Below are 14,600 nucleotides of genomic sequence, written 5' to 3'. Positions count from 1 at the left end.
TCATTTCTAGCCAACGCCTAACTAGGCCGGTCGTCCGCTGCTTGGCTGGGTACCTTTAGCGGCGATAAGCCAGGAGCCAACGAAAAAAGAACGTTTCACCCTTGCCCGGGCCCGACATTTCGGCCCGGCGCTGGTAAGGTGCCCAACGGGGCCCGGTGCGCTGCGCCGGGCCCCTCTTTTTTGGGGCCGTCGCGTGGTTATCTTCGGCAGCGTTGCTCGCACGTGCTATACTTAATTCGGTGAATTATTTGCTACGCTCTTTATTGCTTAACGCTGGGACCCACCGGTGGCTCTGCGTCCTGGCCCTGCTGCTTGGGGTGCCCGCGGCTCGCGGCCAATCAGTTTTTCTGCGCAGCTACGGGCCCGCCGAGGGCCTGGCCCAGCCGTTCATCTACGCCCTGGCCCAGGACGGCCAGGGATTCCTGTGGCTGGGCACGGCCGAAGGCCTGGTGCGCTACGACGGCACCCGCTTCGCAACCCTGACCCGCCGCGACGGCCTGGCCGACGACTTTGTGGTGGCCCTGGCCCTGGACGCCACCGGCCGCCTCTGGGCCCGCCACTACGCCGGCGGCTACTCGGCCCAGACGGCCCCCGGCGGCCGCTTTGCCCGGGCCGCGGGGGCCCGGGCCCCCGCCGCGCTGCGGGCCCTGCCGCCCGGCCCCGCCCCGGTCGACACCGCCCGCCTGGGCCGCTACTGCCGCCGCTACGCCCTGCACCTGCCCGCCGGTGCCGTGCCCACCTGCCTGCTCGAAGACCGCGACGGCAACGCCTGGCTCGGCACCGCCGGCCGGGGCCTCTGGCGGCACGCCGACCGGCACCTGCGGTTGTGCCCCACGCCCACCGGCCCCAGCGGCAAGCAGCCGGCTTTGGTAACGCTACCGGACTCCGACGGCTTGGCTATTTGGGGCACGTTCGTGGGATCAGAATTTTTCAAGCTGACGACTGAAAGCCCTGGGCCCAAGTTGGTCCACACGCCAGCCCCGCCCATCGCCGGGGCTGTCGCGGCTTTGCTGGCGCGACCGAAAACCCTTGGCGGCGGGCTGTGGCTGGGCAGTGCCGATGGCCGGGTGTGGGCGCAGGCCGCGCCCGGCGGGCCGGCTACGTTCCTGCTCTCCGCCGATGCGCCGGGTCCCGTAACGGCCCTGGCCTACGCGCCCGCCACCGGCCTATGGGTGGGCACCGCCGCCGACGGCCTGTACCTGCTGCCCACCGACCACACCCAACCCACACGCCACTTCACCACAGCCAACGGCTTGCTGCACAACAGCATTTACGCCCTGCTGGCCGACCGCGCCGGGCGGGTGTGGGTGGGCACCCACGGCACCGGCCTGGCGGCCTACGAACCCGGTACCGGCCGCTTCGCCTACGTGCGCCTCCCCGACACCAGCCTGGACGTCAACGCGTTGGCCGAGGATGCCGACGGCCGCGTGTGGGCCGGCACCAACGGCCAGGGCCTGTACGGCCGCCTGGCTACCGGCCAGTGGCAGCGCTACCACTTGGGGCCCAGCACGGCCACCGGCTATGTCTACAACCTGCGGGCCCTGCCCCCGGCCATCCCCGGGGCCGCGCCGCGCCTGCTGCTGGTGCACCGCCAGGGCCTCAGCCTGTTCGACACCCGCTCCCACGCCTTCGCCCCCCTGGCGGCCCCCGACGACCCGCTGGCCCGCGACCTGCTGGGGCCCCTGGCCCTGGCCGGCCCGGCGGGGGGCCCGCCCGCCGTGGCCTGGGCCAGCACCCGCGCCGGCTTGCTGCGCCTCGATTTGGCCGCCGTGGGCGGTCCGGCGACCGCGCCGCCGGGCCTGGTGCTGGCCGCCGCCGAGGTGGACGGGGCCGCCCGCCCGCCCGGGGCGCTGGGCCAGCTGCCGGCCGGCCGCCACCGGCTGCGCTTCGCTTTCCAGGGCGTGAGCCTGGCGGCCGGCGGCGGGGCCCTGGAGTACCAGTACCGCCTGCGCGGCCTCGCCGACGAGTGGAGCCACCCCGGCCCGGCCGCCGAGGCGCAGTTCCCCGGCCTCGACGCGGGGCGCTACGTGCTGGAGGCCCGGGCCCGGCGGGGGCCCGCCGGGCCCTGGGGGCCGGGGGCCGCGGCGGGGTTCGGCATCGGCACGCCGTTTTGGCGCACCTGGTGGTTTGCCGGGCTGCTGGTGCTGGGCAGCGCCGGGGCCGGGGCCGCCGCGGTGCGGGGCCGTGAGCGGCTGTTGCGGCAGCAGAAGCTGGTGCTGGAGCGCACCGTGCGGGAGCGCACCGGCGAGCTGCGGCGGCAAAACGCGCACATCGAAGCCATCAACGCCGACTTGGTGGTAGCGCGCGACGCGGCCGAGGCCTCGCGCCGGGCCAAGGCGCAGTTCCTGGCCAACATGAGCCACGAAATCCGCACCCCGATGAACGCGGTGCTCGGCCTCACCCACCTGCTGCACGCCACCCGCCCCACCGCCGAGCAGGGCGAGTACCTCACGGCCATCGAGTCGTCGTCGCAAAACCTGCTGGTCATCCTCAACGACATCCTCGACAGCTCGAAGATGGAGGCCGGCAAGCTGACGCTGGAGCAGGTGCCCTTCCGCCTGCCCGAGGCCCTGCGCCGGCTACCGGCCCTGTTCCGGTTCGCGGTGGCGAGCAAAAACCTGTTTTTCACCCTCGATATTGCCCCCGACGTGCCCGCTGCCGTGCTCGGCGACTCCGTGCGCCTGCACCAGATTCTGGTGAACCTGGTGGGCAACGCCATCAAGTTCACCAAGCGCGGCGGCGTTACGCTGACGGTCACGGCGGCCCCCGACCTCGTTCACCCAGCCACGCATGCGCTCCTGCACTTTGCGGTGCGCGACACCGGGATTGGCATTCCCGCCGACCAGCTGACGGCCATTTTCGAAGATTTTTCGCAGGCCAACGCCAGCACCACCCGCGAGTTTGGCGGCACGGGCCTGGGCCTGAGCATTGCCCGCAACCTAGTGCGGCTGCACGGCGGCCAGCTGGGCGTGCGCAGCGAAGAAGGCCACGGGGCCGAGTTTTTCTTCGACCTGCCCTACGCCGTGGCCGATGCCGCCGCCGCCCAGCCCGAGGCCGCGGTGGGCGTGCTGCCGCCCTTCGAGCCCGCCCTGCGCGTGCTGGTGGCCGAAGACAACGCCCTCAACCAGCTCGTGGCCCGCAAAACCCTGGAAGCCTGGAACGTGGCGGTGACCCTGGCCGACAACGGCCGCCTGGCCGTGGCCGCCGTGCGGGCCGCCGACCCGCCCTTCGACGCCGTGCTGATGGACGTGCAGATGCCCGAGCTGGACGGCTACGCGGCCACCGCCCAGCTGCGCCAGTACTTCCCCGACGCGGGGCGCCTGCCCATCATCGGCCTCACGGCCTCGGTGCTGCCCGAAGACCGCTCGCTGGCCCTGGCCGCCGGCATGAACGACACCCTCGCCAAGCCCTTCGACCCGGGCCTGCTCTACGCCCGCCTGGCCCACTTTACCGGCCGCCTGGGGGCAGAGGCGGCTCCCGCAGCCCCTACCGAATTTGCTCCGCCGCCGCCCGACGCGGGCCCGGCCCCGCTGCACCCCGACTGGCACCTGCTGGAGGAGCTGGCCGGGGGCAACGAGGCGTTTCTGCGCCAAATCGTGCAAACTTTTTTGCAAGAGGCCCCCGCGCTGGAGCTGCTCCTGCACGCCGCCGCCGGGGCCGACCCCGCCCAGGGCCCCGCCCTGGCCCGCGCCGCCCACAAGCTGAAGGGTCAGGTGGCGTACTTTGGGGTGCCCGTGCTGCACACCCAGCTCGACGAGCTGGAGCGCGCGGCCCAGTTTCCCGGCCAGCCTTGCTGCCTGCCGCTGGTGCAGAGCGTACGGGCCCAGCTGGCCGCCCTCTACCCCCAGCTCCAGGAGCGCGCCTGACCCACCGGATTGCGCTACTTTCGCCCGGTAAACACCGCTATATATCTACCCAGCTCCGATGGCTACCCCCCCTACCGAACCCCTGCTGACCTGCCTGGTCGTTGACGACGACCCCCTATCGGTGCAAGTTGTGCTCAACTGCATCGCCAACACGCCGTTCCTAACCGCGGCCGGCAGCTTCACCGACCCCGCCGCGGCCGCCGACTTCCTGCGCACCCAGACCGTGGATTTGCTGTTTCTGGACGTGGAGATGCCGCTGCTCTCGGGCATCGAGCTGCTCGACACCTTGCAGCACCCGCCCCTAACGGTGCTCATCACCAGCAGCAAGGACTACGCGGTGGAGGCCTTCGAGCACGCCGTCGTCGACTACCTGGTGAAGCCCGTGAGCTACGCCCGGTTCCTGCAAGCGGCCCAAAACGCCCTGGCCGTGGCCCAGAAGCACGACAAAAGCTTGACCCATTCCGATTTCGCGTTCGTGAAAGTGGACAGCCGCCTCGTGCGCGTCGATTTCGACGAGGTGCGCTATGTGGAGGCCCTCGGCGACTACGTGCACATCATCACCACCCACAGCAAGCACATCGTGTACAGCACCATGCGGGCCGTGGCCGACAAGTTTCCCGCCGCCCGCTTCGTGCGCGTCCACCGCTCGTTCATCGTCAACCTCCAGCACGTGCAGGCCGTGGAGGACGGGGCCGTGGTGGTGGACGGTAAGCACATTCCGGTGGGCCAGACCTACGCCCGCGACGTGATGCAGCGCGTCAACAAGCTGTAGCCACCGGCGGGCCCCGGGGCCCGCTTCCCCGCCTTTCGCTCACCCCTCTTTTGCCTTTGCCCGTGCGGCCATTCTGCCTACTTCTGCTTGCCGCGCTGAGCGGTCCCGCCGTGGGCCGCGCCCAGGCCCCGCCCCCCGACTGCGCTCCCCAGCCCGCGCAGCTGTGCGTCGATTTCGACGCCCGCCGCTCCGTCGACCCCGCCGCCGGGGCCCTCACCTACCTCTGGCAGATGGGCGACGGCACCACCCTCACCGGCCTCACCGTGTCGCACTGCTACGCCGAGCTGAAGGACTACACCGTGCAGCTCGACGTGCGCGTGGACAGCACCGGCGAAGTGCGCCGCGCCGAGCGCACCTTCCCCGTGCTGCTGCGCAGCCAGGACATCGTCGATTTCACGGCTTCGGCCCTGCAAGTGCACGTGGGCGAAGCCGTGGTGTTCGACGCCCCCCAGGCTCAGCTGCCCAGCTGCGGCCAGATGGAGGTGTCGTGGGACTTCCGCGACGGCCTGCTGGCCCAGGGCAAGCACGTTACGCACGCCTTCCGCAAGCCGGGCACGTTCGCTGTGCGCCTCATTTTACGGGCCTACGGTAACCCCGCCTGCCGCGACAGCCACTGCGCGAGCCGGGCCGTCGTGGTGGTGCCGTAGCCGGCCGAGCCCCCCAACCGGGCCCCGGCCCGCGCTACTGCGGGCCGGCCGCCGCACCGCCCGCCAGCGGGGGCCCCGCCCGCAGCTCGTGCAGGGCCAGCTGCCACAGCGTGTCGTAGGGAATGATTTCCACCTCCGCGAACGCCTCGCCGGGCGGGGGCGCTTCCTCCAGCTGCTTGAGGAGCGGCCGGGCGTGCCAGGCGCTGCGCTCGGGGTCGAACTCCTGCTCCACCGCCACCAGCAGCAGCCGCAGAAACAGCCGGGTGCGCAGGTTGGCCGCCTCGCGCAGGTGGCGCTGCTGGTACTTGCGCAGCCGGTCGGCCCGCAGCAGCACGGCGTCCAGGTCGCGCTGGCGCAGGAAGTACAGCACCTGCATCACCAGAATGGCCACGTTGTGGCCCCGCTTGTCGCGGCTGTATTCGGGAATCGTCAGGGCCCACTGCGCCATTTGGCGCCGCCGCACCGGCGTGGGCCGGGCCGGCGGCAGCACAAAGTCCACATACGCCCGAAACAGCTCCCACCGCTGCTGCGCCGCCTCCCGCTGCTTGCTGAAGCTGGCGTTGCCCGTGGCCGTTTGCAGCACCTGCCGGGCTTGCACGTAGTTGCCCGCGTGCAAGGCCAGCAGCAGGTAATGCTCCTGAAAATAAAACCAGTTGCCCGACGACGGGTGAAAATCCTTGTCGTAAGTCGCCGCCAGCTTAAGCCCTTTCTCGGCCTGCCGGCTCAGCAAGTGCGCATATACGCTCATGAAATGATTGAAGCGCACGTCGAACCGGCGCGGGTTGAGCTTTCCTGCTTTAAGCTGCCGCGCCGCCTCCGCCGTGATTTTGATGACTTCAGCGTAGTTACCCGTTAGCTCTTGTTGAGCTAACCGCATTTGATACAGGTAGTTACCCGTAGTAAATGTTTTGGCTAGTCGGTGCAAATTCTCTAGGCGTACCAAATAGGTTGGGGTCTTTGGCAGCAGTGCCCGCCTAGCCTTTACCGTGCCCGCCATAGCTAAACGAACATCGCTGTAAATAATTTCTGCTTCTTCTTCCCAACCACGCACCTGCTGCAATTTCTCCAAGGTTTTGGATATGGCACCGTAGCTTTTACGCTGGCGCTGTTGCGAATAGAGATTGCGCAGCAGACGCGCCGATTGCACTGCATAAGCCGTAAAATTGTCGTTTTGGGCGGCGCGTAGGCATCGCAACAATAATCGCGTCGTCAATGGATATTCTCCTTCTGCATACAGGATACTGGCCTTGTGAAGCAGGTCCAAGCATTCCAACTCATACCGACGAGAAACAATATGGCGAGCGTCCGTATGATCTAGAAAATACAGATTATTCAGCAATTTGCTCATAACCCGTGAATGCAGCTTGCGAAAAGAAGCTTCATTCCCTGGCGTAACCTGGCTATATAAATTTCGCACTAACTGCGTCCGCGTGGGCTCGTCCCCCTCTATCAACGCTGTGACCAGCCTGTTCTCTTTCATCTTGTCGCCCACCTCGAAATCTAACAAAGGAGGAAACGCGAGCTTGCGCGATGTCACAATTCGGGCTAAATTTTTCAGCTCTTTCATTGAAAAAGTTCTTTTCTAATCCGACTTTATAATTTACCCGAACATTGCCTCAAGTAGCAACACGTCACAAAAACGGGCAAAGTGTCCTTTGGTGAACGTCGCAATCATCGGAAATTTACACCAGAGATTTTATCTTCATAAAAGAATGCTTGATGTCACAATTATAGCGTTTTTTGCAGTCTTCAACGAACTACGGCTTATGATACTTAAAAATATTCGATGATAAATCATAATACTCAATTCATTTAGTACAAATAATTATTTGATTTATTATAGTCACATTTATAATACAAGTGTCCTTTTGTGGATTGCATGATGAGAGTGAGCTTTGTATCATTCAAAAAGTTCTCATCATCTTGCTACTTTCCACATGTTTGAAATCATCGCCTTCGCCCTCTTTCAAATTTTCTCCATCACCAGCAACCCTTCAGTGACCAATAATGGCGGCAGTGGCGGCTGGGGCAACGATATCACCGGGCCTGCGAAGACGAATGCTGTTCAGGGCGGCAGCGGCGGCTGGGGCAACGATATCACGGCTCATTCTACAACTGCCGCTCAGGGCGGCAGCGGCGGCTGGGGCAACGACTAGATAGACCTGGTTTACCTTCAATAGCCCCGCAAGGGTATATATTGCCAAGCGGCTTGACCCAGCTGCTTGGCCATGGTAAAACTTCTACTTGTCAGCTTGCTGATAGTTCTGCTTGTTTCGTGTTCGAAGCGCAGAACCGTCGAGGGCCAACCAGTCCGCATTTTGTGGACGCGCGACCCGGAGAGCCTTGACCCACTGGTTACGCCCAACCAGAGCGCCATTGACGCCAATAATCTGCTGCACCTCTGCTTGCTTAGCGTAGATTATTCAACCAAGCGCTACGCACCGGCATTGGCCGACTCGCTGCCCAAAGTCCAATTTGCTGGCGATTCGCTGACGCTCGTTACGTACCACCTGCGCCCAACCGCGACCTGGGACGGTGGCCGGCCCGTCCTGGCCCGTGACGTGGCATTTACGCTAAAACTGATGCAGGTGCCGGGCCTGCCCAACGAGGCCAACAAGGCCCAATTCGGTTTCATCCGGGACATTCGTTTCGACCCTACTGACCCGCGACGATTTACCTTGGTATGCAATGGCCAGGCCCCGGGATTAGTCCAGGAATCCGGCGATTTTTTGATCTTACCCGAGGCCGCGCTCGACCCGAAAGGCAGCCTGCGGCCTTACCAGCTGGGAGCCCTTAACGACCGCGCCGCCACGGCTCCTGCCGATTCGATACTAGTCAAATTGGCCCGGCGCTACGCGCGGGCCAATTTGGCGTTGTACCCCGGCCGCATTCCGGGCAGCGGCCCGTACCAGTTGGTGCGGTGGGACAAAGACCACTTGCTGCGGTTTCAGCGCAAGCCACACTGGTGGGCGGATGCCCTCCGACCCGCGCCGCCCGTACTGGAAGCGCAGCCGTCGGAGCTTGATTTCGTAATAATTCCCAACGAAGCCAGCGCGGCGCTGGCGCTGCGCCGGGGCTCGGTCAACGTGTACCCACAGGTGCCCGTCCGCGAATTTCGGCGGCTTCAGGCCTCGGCGGCGGCCCGGCAGCAGCTGGCTTTTTACACCAGCCTTTCCTACGACTTGGTTTACGCCGGTTTTAACACCCGGCGGCCGGCCCTGAGCAACCGCCTCACCCGCCAAGCCCTGGGCTTTCTTTTCGACCCGAAAGCGCTGCTGCTCGCCACCCAGGCCGGTTTGGGGCAGTGCACAGTGGGCTTGGTGCACCCCACCGATACCCGCAACTATGCCGACAGCCTGCCGCCACTGGCCCTTGACCCCGCTCGGGCAGTGGCCCTGCTACGCCAGGCCGGCTGGCACCGCGAAAGCACCGCATCGGACACCTTTTGGACGCGGCAGCTTGCCCCGAAAACCCCGCCCCAGCGCCTCACGCTCCTGGTGCGTTACCGGGCCGGCGAAACCGCTTTTGAAACCATTGGGCTGCAATTTCGGGCCGCCGCCGCCCGCCTGGGCATTGCGGTGGAGCTGCGGCCCACCGAGAATGCCTCTTTCAGTTCGGCTTTGCAGGCCGGTGATTTTGATGTGTACCTGCGGCTGCTCAAAGGCAACCCCTTCTACTTCAATTTCGCCCCTATCCTACACTCAAAAACCGTAGGAGCGGGTAATCTGACCGGGTTCGGCACGCCGGCCAGCGACCGCCTCATCGAGGCCATTCCGCTGGCGAACACCCTCGATTCGCGGGCCCGGCTGCTGCGTAAGTTCCAGCGGCTGATGCGTGAGGAGATGCCGTTGGTGCCGCTCTTCTTCCGCCCCAATTGCCTGGCTGCCGACCGCCGCCTGGTTCACCTGTACCCGGGGGGCCTCAAACCCGGCTACGCGGCGGCGGCCATCAAATGGACCACGCCGGTGGTCGCCGTCCCGTAGCCGTGGGAAACGGAATTTTTCGGCGGGCGGGCCGGGCGGCGCTGGCGGTGTGGGCGCTGGCATCGCTCCTCTTTTTGCTGAGCCGCTGGGCCCCGACTTCCGACGCCGCCCTGGGCCTGACGGAGCCCACTGAAATGCAAGCCACTGCTGCCGAAACTCCCGGTGCGCACCAGCTGGCGCAGCGGGCCGCCCGCCAGCGTTTGGGCCTCGACGTGCCGCTTTTTTATTTTTCACGCCCGGTGGCGGGGCCCGGGCAGCGCCCGGGCTGGCACTGGAACGGCCCGCGCAACCAGTACCACCGGTGGTTGGGGGCCCTGTTGCGCGGCGACTTGGGCACCTCGTTTCGCGACGGCCAGCCGGTGGCGGCCCGCCTGGCCACCGCCCTGCTTTACACCCTGCCCCTTACCGGCACCGCCGCGGTGCTGGCCCTGGCCGTTGCCCTGGCGCTGGCCGCCGGGCTGGCGCGGGGCCCCTGGTGGCGGCGGCCCGCGCTGGCCGCGCTGGCCGGCCTGCAAGCCCTGCCCCTCTTCGTGCTGGCTACGGGCCTGCTGCTGCTGCTGGCCAACCCCGATGCCCTGAACTGGTTTCCCACCTACGAACAAGCCGGGGCCGAAGATGGCCTGGTGGCCCTGGGGGCCTGCTTGCTGCCCCTAGCCTGCCTGGTGCTGGGCGCGGTGCCCGAGTTGGCCTTGCAGTTGGAGGCGTCGCTGGCTCATGAAATGCGCGCCGACTACGCCGTTACGGCCCGCGCCAAGGGCTTGTCGGTACGGCGGGTGGTGCGGCGGCACGCGCTGCGCAACGCCCTGCTGCCGGTGCTGCCGCTGGTGGTCGACCTGCTGCCCGCGCTGGTGGCGGGCGCGGTGGTGGTGGAAACCATTTTTTCTTTGCCCGGCATGGGCCGCTTGCTGGCCGAAGCCGCCGCCACCCGCGACTACCCAGTGCTGGTGGGCGGGGTGCTACTGGTGGGGGCCGCCCGCCTGCTGGCCCTGCTGCTGGCCGATGCCGGGGCCCGCTGGCTTGACCCCCGCGTGTCGTGAAGGCCTCGGCACCGATCGGCATCGCACGGGCTCGGGGCGGACGGGCGCTGGCCCTGGGCTGGCTGGCGGCCGTGGCCGCCCTGGCCGCCCTGGGTCCGCTGCTGCCCCTGGCCTACGCGCCCGCGCAGCCCGACCTGGCCCACTTGGCCACCCCGCCCCTGGCGGCCGGCAGCGCCCACTGGTTGGGCACCGACCCCTCGGGCCGCGACGTACTGGCCGAAATGATTTTTGGGGCCCGCACGGCCGTGGGCATCAGCTTGGGGGCCGCCGTGCTGGCCACCGCCCTGGGGGCCCTGCTAGGGGGCGCGGCCGGCTTTTGGCGCAACCACGGCTGGCGGGTGCCCTGGCCGGCCTGGGCCGCCGCGCTGGGCGCGGGGTGGTGGGCGCTGGCATTGCCCGGGGCCCCGGCAGCCCTGGTGGGCGCTGGCCTGGGGCTGGCCGGCACCCTGTTGGGCGGGCCCCGCTGGGGCCGGCGCTGGCCCGTGCCGCTCGATGCGGGCGTGCTCGGGGCCACGGCCCTGCTGGGGGCCGTGCCCCGGCTGGTGCTGGTGGTGGCGCTGGCCGGCACCCTGCCGCTGACGCCGGGGGGGCTGCTGGCCGTGCTGGTGCTCACGGCGTGGCCCGGCCCGGCCCGCCTGGTGCGGGCCGCGATGCTGCGGGTAACGGCCCAGCCGTTTGTGGCCGCGGCCCGGGCCCTGGGGCTACCGGCCGGCCGCGTGTGGTGGCGGCAGGCCCTGCCCCACGCCTGCCTGCCGCTGCGCACGGCCTTCCCCCTGAGCCTGGCGAGTTTACTGGCCCTCGAAAGCACCCTCTCGTTCCTGGGCATTGGCCTGCCGCCCGAAGTGCCCAGCTGGGGGCACCTGCTGGGCACGGCCCGCACCGAACCCACTGCGTGGTGGCTGGTAGCGGCCCCGGGCGGGGCCTTGCTGTTCACCATCCTCGCGCTTCAGTACCTGGGCCGGGCCCGGGGCCCGGGCCCGGCCAAATAATAAAAAGGCGCGGGAGTGATGTCACAAAATCGGGTTTTTCTGCAAGCAAAGGCATCCAAGTACTGTCATTAAACGGGTATTTTACCGCTATTCATTGCGTATTTATTGAATAGAAAAGACCTTTCCGAGTTTTGTACGCATAATAAAATTTATTTTTTCTTAGCTTTTCCAACCTACTTTTTGGTGCGGAGCTATGTCACAAATACCGTCGAAGTGTCCTGGGTAGGGGGCTTGGTGGGGTGGTAACATTGTATATTCTTACAGACTCCCGCTACTACTACGTGCTCCTGCCCATGTGTCCAACTATTACTATGGCGTCCATTTTCGACCTGCTCAAGCTCACGCCCCCCTCGACGCCCTGGGTACGCCCGGCGGCCGGTGGCCGGGGCACGTACGGCCCCGCCTCCGATTTTTTGACCCCCGACGGCCACCTCATTCCGCGGGCCATCGGCGAGGCGGCCCTGCGCGATTCCCGGGCCATCCTCATCGGTGACTTGCTGGTGCTGGGCGCGCCCGATAGCGGGGCCAGCCGAGGCAACTGGTAGCCTAGCTACCCCCGTAATCTTCCAAACTCCGCTACTTTTTCCTTCCACTTTCCGCTTTCAATGCCCCGCGCGAACCGCCTCCTACCCGGGGCGGTTCGCTGCTTACTGGGCGGGCTCAGGCGTCCTGCTGGGCCGCCACGAGGGCAATGCCTTCCTCGAACGAGCGGGGGCGGTAGCCCAGCTCCGCCCGCGCCTTGCCCACGAGGAAGCCCGTGCGGGCCGGCCGCCGCGCCGGCTGCGAAAACGTGCGGGCATCGACCCGCTCAATCAACGCTTGGTCGAGGCCGAAGTAATCGGCCACCCGCAGGGCCATGCCGTAGGGCGTCAGCACTTCTTCGCCGCTGATGTGGTAGATGCCCCGCGCGTTATGCCGGGCCAACAGCCAGCAGCCCTGGGCCAGGTCTTCGGCCAGCGTGGGTGTGCGCCACTGGTCGTCAACTACTTGGATGGCCTTGCCGGCCCGCAGCGAGTCGCGCACCCACAGCACCAGGTTGGTGCGGCCGCCGCCGCGCAGCACCCCGTACACCAGCACCGTGCGGGCAATGGCCCAGCGCAGGCCGGCGGTGCCCTGCACGAGGCGCTCGGCAGCCAGCTTGCTCGCGCCGTAGTGGCTGATAGGAGCGGGCTCGGCGTCCTCGGCCAGGGGCCCCGCGCTGCCGTCGAAGATGAAATCGGTGCTGAGGTGGGTGAGGTGGATGCCCAGGGCCGCGCAAGTAGCCGCCAGGTGCGCGACGGCCGTCACGTTCTGGAGCCAGCACGCGGCTTGGTTCAGCTCGCACTCGTCCACGTTGGTCATGGCGGCGGTGTGGACGACGTGCGTGGGCCGCTCCTGGGCCAGCACCTGGTGCACCCGGGGCCCGTCGGTCACGTCGAGGGCCACGAAGCGCAGGTCCGGGTGCCAGGCCGCCAGGCGGCTGGCCCCGCGCCCGGTGGCCACCACTTCCACGGCCGGCTGCTGGGCCAGCAGCGCCACCAGCTTCTGGCCCAGCAGGCCGTTGGCTCCGGTAAGCAGAATTTTCATCGATGCGCGGCTAGCAGTGAACAACGTCGGAAAGAAGGGGTAGCCGGCAACCGGCAAAAGCTTGGCGGGCGGGCACCTGCTTGCTAGCCGCTGTATTTGTAGCCGTAGAGCTTGGTGATTTTTTTCTTTTTCAGCCGCTCCACCTTTACCGTCATCGGCACGTTGGCCAGGGGCCGGTCGCGGTCGTCTTTGGCCACTTTGGCGATTTTGTCAATCACGTCGAGGCCTTCGATGACCTGGCCAAACACGGTGTACTGGCCGTCGAGGCGGTGGACGCCGGCGTGGTTTTCGACCAAATAAAACTGCGAGTTGCTGCTGGGCGTGCCGGGCGGGCCGCCCACGCGGGCGGCGGCCAGGGCCCCGTAGTCGTGGCGGTGGCCCGCGCCCAGCTCGGCGGGAATGGTGGGGTCGCCGGGGCGGCCCTGGCCGTCGTTGGTGGGGTCGGCGTCCTTGGAGTTGGCGTCGCCGCCCTGCACCATGAAGTTGTCGATGACCCGGTGGAAGGTGGTGCCGTCGTAGAAGCCGCTGCGGGCCTTTTGCAGAAAATTGGCCTTGTGCAGCGGCGTATCGGCAAACAGCACCAGCCGGATAATTCCTTCCGGGGTGGTAATGGTCACCAAATCGTCTTTGCCGCTTTTGCGGACGCGAACGGGCTTATCGGCCGCGAAAGCGCTGGCGGCCAGCAGCAGCAACAGCGCCAGGCAACGCCCGGCACGCGAGGGAAAGAGGTTCATACGCACGCAAAAAATATAAGCCGTTCAACGCCGGCCCGGGCCCAAAATTATGCGGTCCGGGGCCCTCAGCCCCGGTGCTCGCGGATGCTGGCCAGAATTTCGCGGCCGCCCCGGCCCAGCACGGCGTCGGCCACGGCCGCGCCCAGGGCCAGGGCGTCGGCCGCCGGGGCGGTTTGGGTTTCGTCCACGTATTCCTCGCCGCTCAGGCCGATGATGCCGGCGTGCAGGCGCAGCTGCCCGGTGCCGCCGAGGGTGGCCAGGGCGAAGGACGGGATGCTGCACCCGCCCTCCATGACGCGCAAAAAGGCCCGCTCGGCCAGCAGGCAGGCGTGGGTGGCGGGGTGGTCGAGGGCGGCTTTGATGCGCTGCTTCAGGGCGGCGTCCAAGCCCACTGCGCACTCCACGGCCACGCTGCCCTGGCCGGTGGCGGGCACAAACCGGGTTTCGGGCAGCGTGTGGCGCACCAGGTGCTCGTAGCCCATGCGGTGCACGCCGGCGTAGGCCAGCACCAAGCCGTCGTACTGGCCTTCTTCGAGCTTGCGCAGGCGGGTTTGCAGGTTGCCACGGGCCTCGGCGGTGGTAGCTTCGGGGTAGTAGCGCCGCAGCTGGGCCTTGCGGCGGGTGCTGCTGGTGCCCAGCACGATGCCCGGCTTGTCCAGCGCCAGGTGCTCGTTGAAGCTCAGCACCACGTCGTTCACTTTCTCGCGCTCTAGAAAGGCCAGCAGCTCCAGGTCCTCGGGGATGGTGCTCTGCACGTCTTTGGCCGAATGCACGGCCAGGTGGGTTTCGCCTCGGCGCAGGCTGTCTTCTAGCTCTTCGGTGAACACGCCCTTGGCCCCGATTTTGGCCAGCGACCGGTCCTGCACCTGGTCGCCGATGGTGGTCATCGGCACGATTTCGGTGGCCAGGCCAGCTTGGTGGAGCAGGTGGGCCACGTGCTCGGCCTGCCAAAGGGCCAGGCGGCTGCCGCGGGTAGCGAGGCGAATGGTCATGATTTAACAGGTAT

General features: G+C 67.1%; 12 protein-coding genes. 8 read left to right on the top strand and 4 right to left on the bottom strand.

Annotation, left to right across the window (positions count from 1 at the left end; all coding sequences use genetic code 11):
* Positions 1 to 263: 263 nt before the first annotated feature.
* From HNP98_RS17800 to HNP98_RS17790, 3 genes are all read left to right on the top strand, one after another.
* Positions 264 to 3,866 (top strand): hybrid sensor histidine kinase/response regulator, encoded by a 3,603-nt coding sequence (locus tag HNP98_RS17800; RefSeq protein ID WP_173811529.1) that lies wholly within the window; start codon positions 264 to 266, stop codon positions 3,864 to 3,866.
* A gap of 58 nt (positions 3,867 to 3,924) precedes the next feature.
* Positions 3,925 to 4,638 carry a LytR/AlgR family response regulator transcription factor gene (locus HNP98_RS17795; RefSeq protein WP_173811528.1) on the top strand — a complete coding sequence of 238 codons (714 nt, stop codon included), beginning with the start codon at positions 3,925 to 3,927 and terminating at the stop codon, positions 4,636 to 4,638.
* Between the two features lie 62 nt (positions 4,639 to 4,700).
* Positions 4,701 to 5,285: a PKD domain-containing protein gene (locus HNP98_RS17790; protein ID WP_173811527.1), complete on the top strand. Its 585-nt coding sequence runs from the start codon at positions 4,701 to 4,703 to the stop codon at positions 5,283 to 5,285.
* Positions 5,286 to 5,319: 34 nt separating this feature from the next.
* Here the strand turns inward: HNP98_RS17790 and HNP98_RS17785 are convergent, their stop codons facing one another.
* Positions 5,320 to 6,162 carry a hypothetical protein gene (locus HNP98_RS17785; RefSeq protein WP_173811526.1) on the bottom strand — a complete coding sequence of 281 codons (843 nt, stop codon included), beginning with the start codon at positions 6,160 to 6,162 and terminating at the stop codon, positions 5,320 to 5,322.
* Positions 6,163 to 7,222: 1,060 nt separating this feature from the next.
* On the opposite strand from HNP98_RS17785, the gene HNP98_RS17780 reads away from it, so the two are divergent.
* The 5 genes from HNP98_RS17780 (at position 7,223) to HNP98_RS17760 (ending at position 11,839) form a co-directional block, all read left to right on the top strand.
* Positions 7,223 to 7,441 carry a hypothetical protein gene (locus HNP98_RS17780; RefSeq protein WP_173811525.1) on the top strand — a complete coding sequence of 73 codons (219 nt, stop codon included), beginning with the start codon at positions 7,223 to 7,225 and terminating at the stop codon, positions 7,439 to 7,441.
* A 162-nt stretch (positions 7,442 to 7,603) separates the two neighbouring features.
* A complete protein-coding gene (locus tag HNP98_RS17775; RefSeq protein WP_173811524.1) occupies positions 7,604 to 9,268 on the top strand; it encodes an ABC transporter substrate-binding protein in 1,665 nt (554 codons plus the stop codon).
* Positions 9,269 to 9,270: 2 nt separating this feature from the next.
* The gene (locus HNP98_RS17770; protein WP_173811523.1) at positions 9,271 to 10,305 is read left to right on the top strand and encodes an ABC transporter permease; all 1,035 of its coding nucleotides are present in this window, start codon (positions 9,271 to 9,273) and stop codon (positions 10,303 to 10,305) included.
* Complete coding sequence (locus HNP98_RS17765; RefSeq protein ID WP_173811522.1) at positions 10,302 to 11,294, top strand: ABC transporter permease; 993 nt, start codon at positions 10,302 to 10,304, stop codon at positions 11,292 to 11,294. Before HNP98_RS17770 ends, HNP98_RS17765 begins: the two co-directional genes overlap by 4 nt.
* Positions 11,295 to 11,605: 311 nt before the next feature.
* Entirely contained in the window at positions 11,606 to 11,839 is a 234-nt protein-coding gene (locus HNP98_RS17760) for a hypothetical protein (RefSeq protein WP_173811521.1), read from the top strand.
* A 115-nt stretch (positions 11,840 to 11,954) separates the two neighbouring features.
* Here HNP98_RS17760 and HNP98_RS17755 read toward each other — a convergent pair whose 3' ends face one another.
* The 3 genes from HNP98_RS17755 to hemC all read right to left on the bottom strand — a co-directional run bounded on the left by HNP98_RS17755 (position 11,955) and on the right by hemC (position 14,586).
* The gene (locus HNP98_RS17755) at positions 11,955 to 12,860 is read right to left on the bottom strand and encodes an SDR family oxidoreductase (protein ID WP_173811520.1); all 906 of its coding nucleotides are present in this window, start codon (positions 12,858 to 12,860) and stop codon (positions 11,955 to 11,957) included.
* Between the two features lie 83 nt (positions 12,861 to 12,943).
* Complete coding sequence (locus HNP98_RS17750; protein ID WP_173811519.1) at positions 12,944 to 13,594, bottom strand: peptidylprolyl isomerase; 651 nt, start codon at positions 13,592 to 13,594, stop codon at positions 12,944 to 12,946.
* 65 nt (positions 13,595 to 13,659) lie between these two features.
* Positions 13,660 to 14,586, bottom strand: a complete 927-nt coding sequence (hemC, locus tag HNP98_RS17745) for a hydroxymethylbilane synthase (RefSeq protein WP_173811518.1) — start codon at positions 14,584 to 14,586, stop codon at positions 13,660 to 13,662.
* Positions 14,587 to 14,600 lie beyond the last annotated feature (14 nt).

The organism is Hymenobacter caeli, from assembly GCF_013294115.1.
Lineage (GTDB): Bacteria > Bacteroidota > Bacteroidia > Cytophagales > Hymenobacteraceae > Hymenobacter > Hymenobacter caeli.
This window is presented reverse-complemented; position numbering and strand designations above follow the sequence as displayed.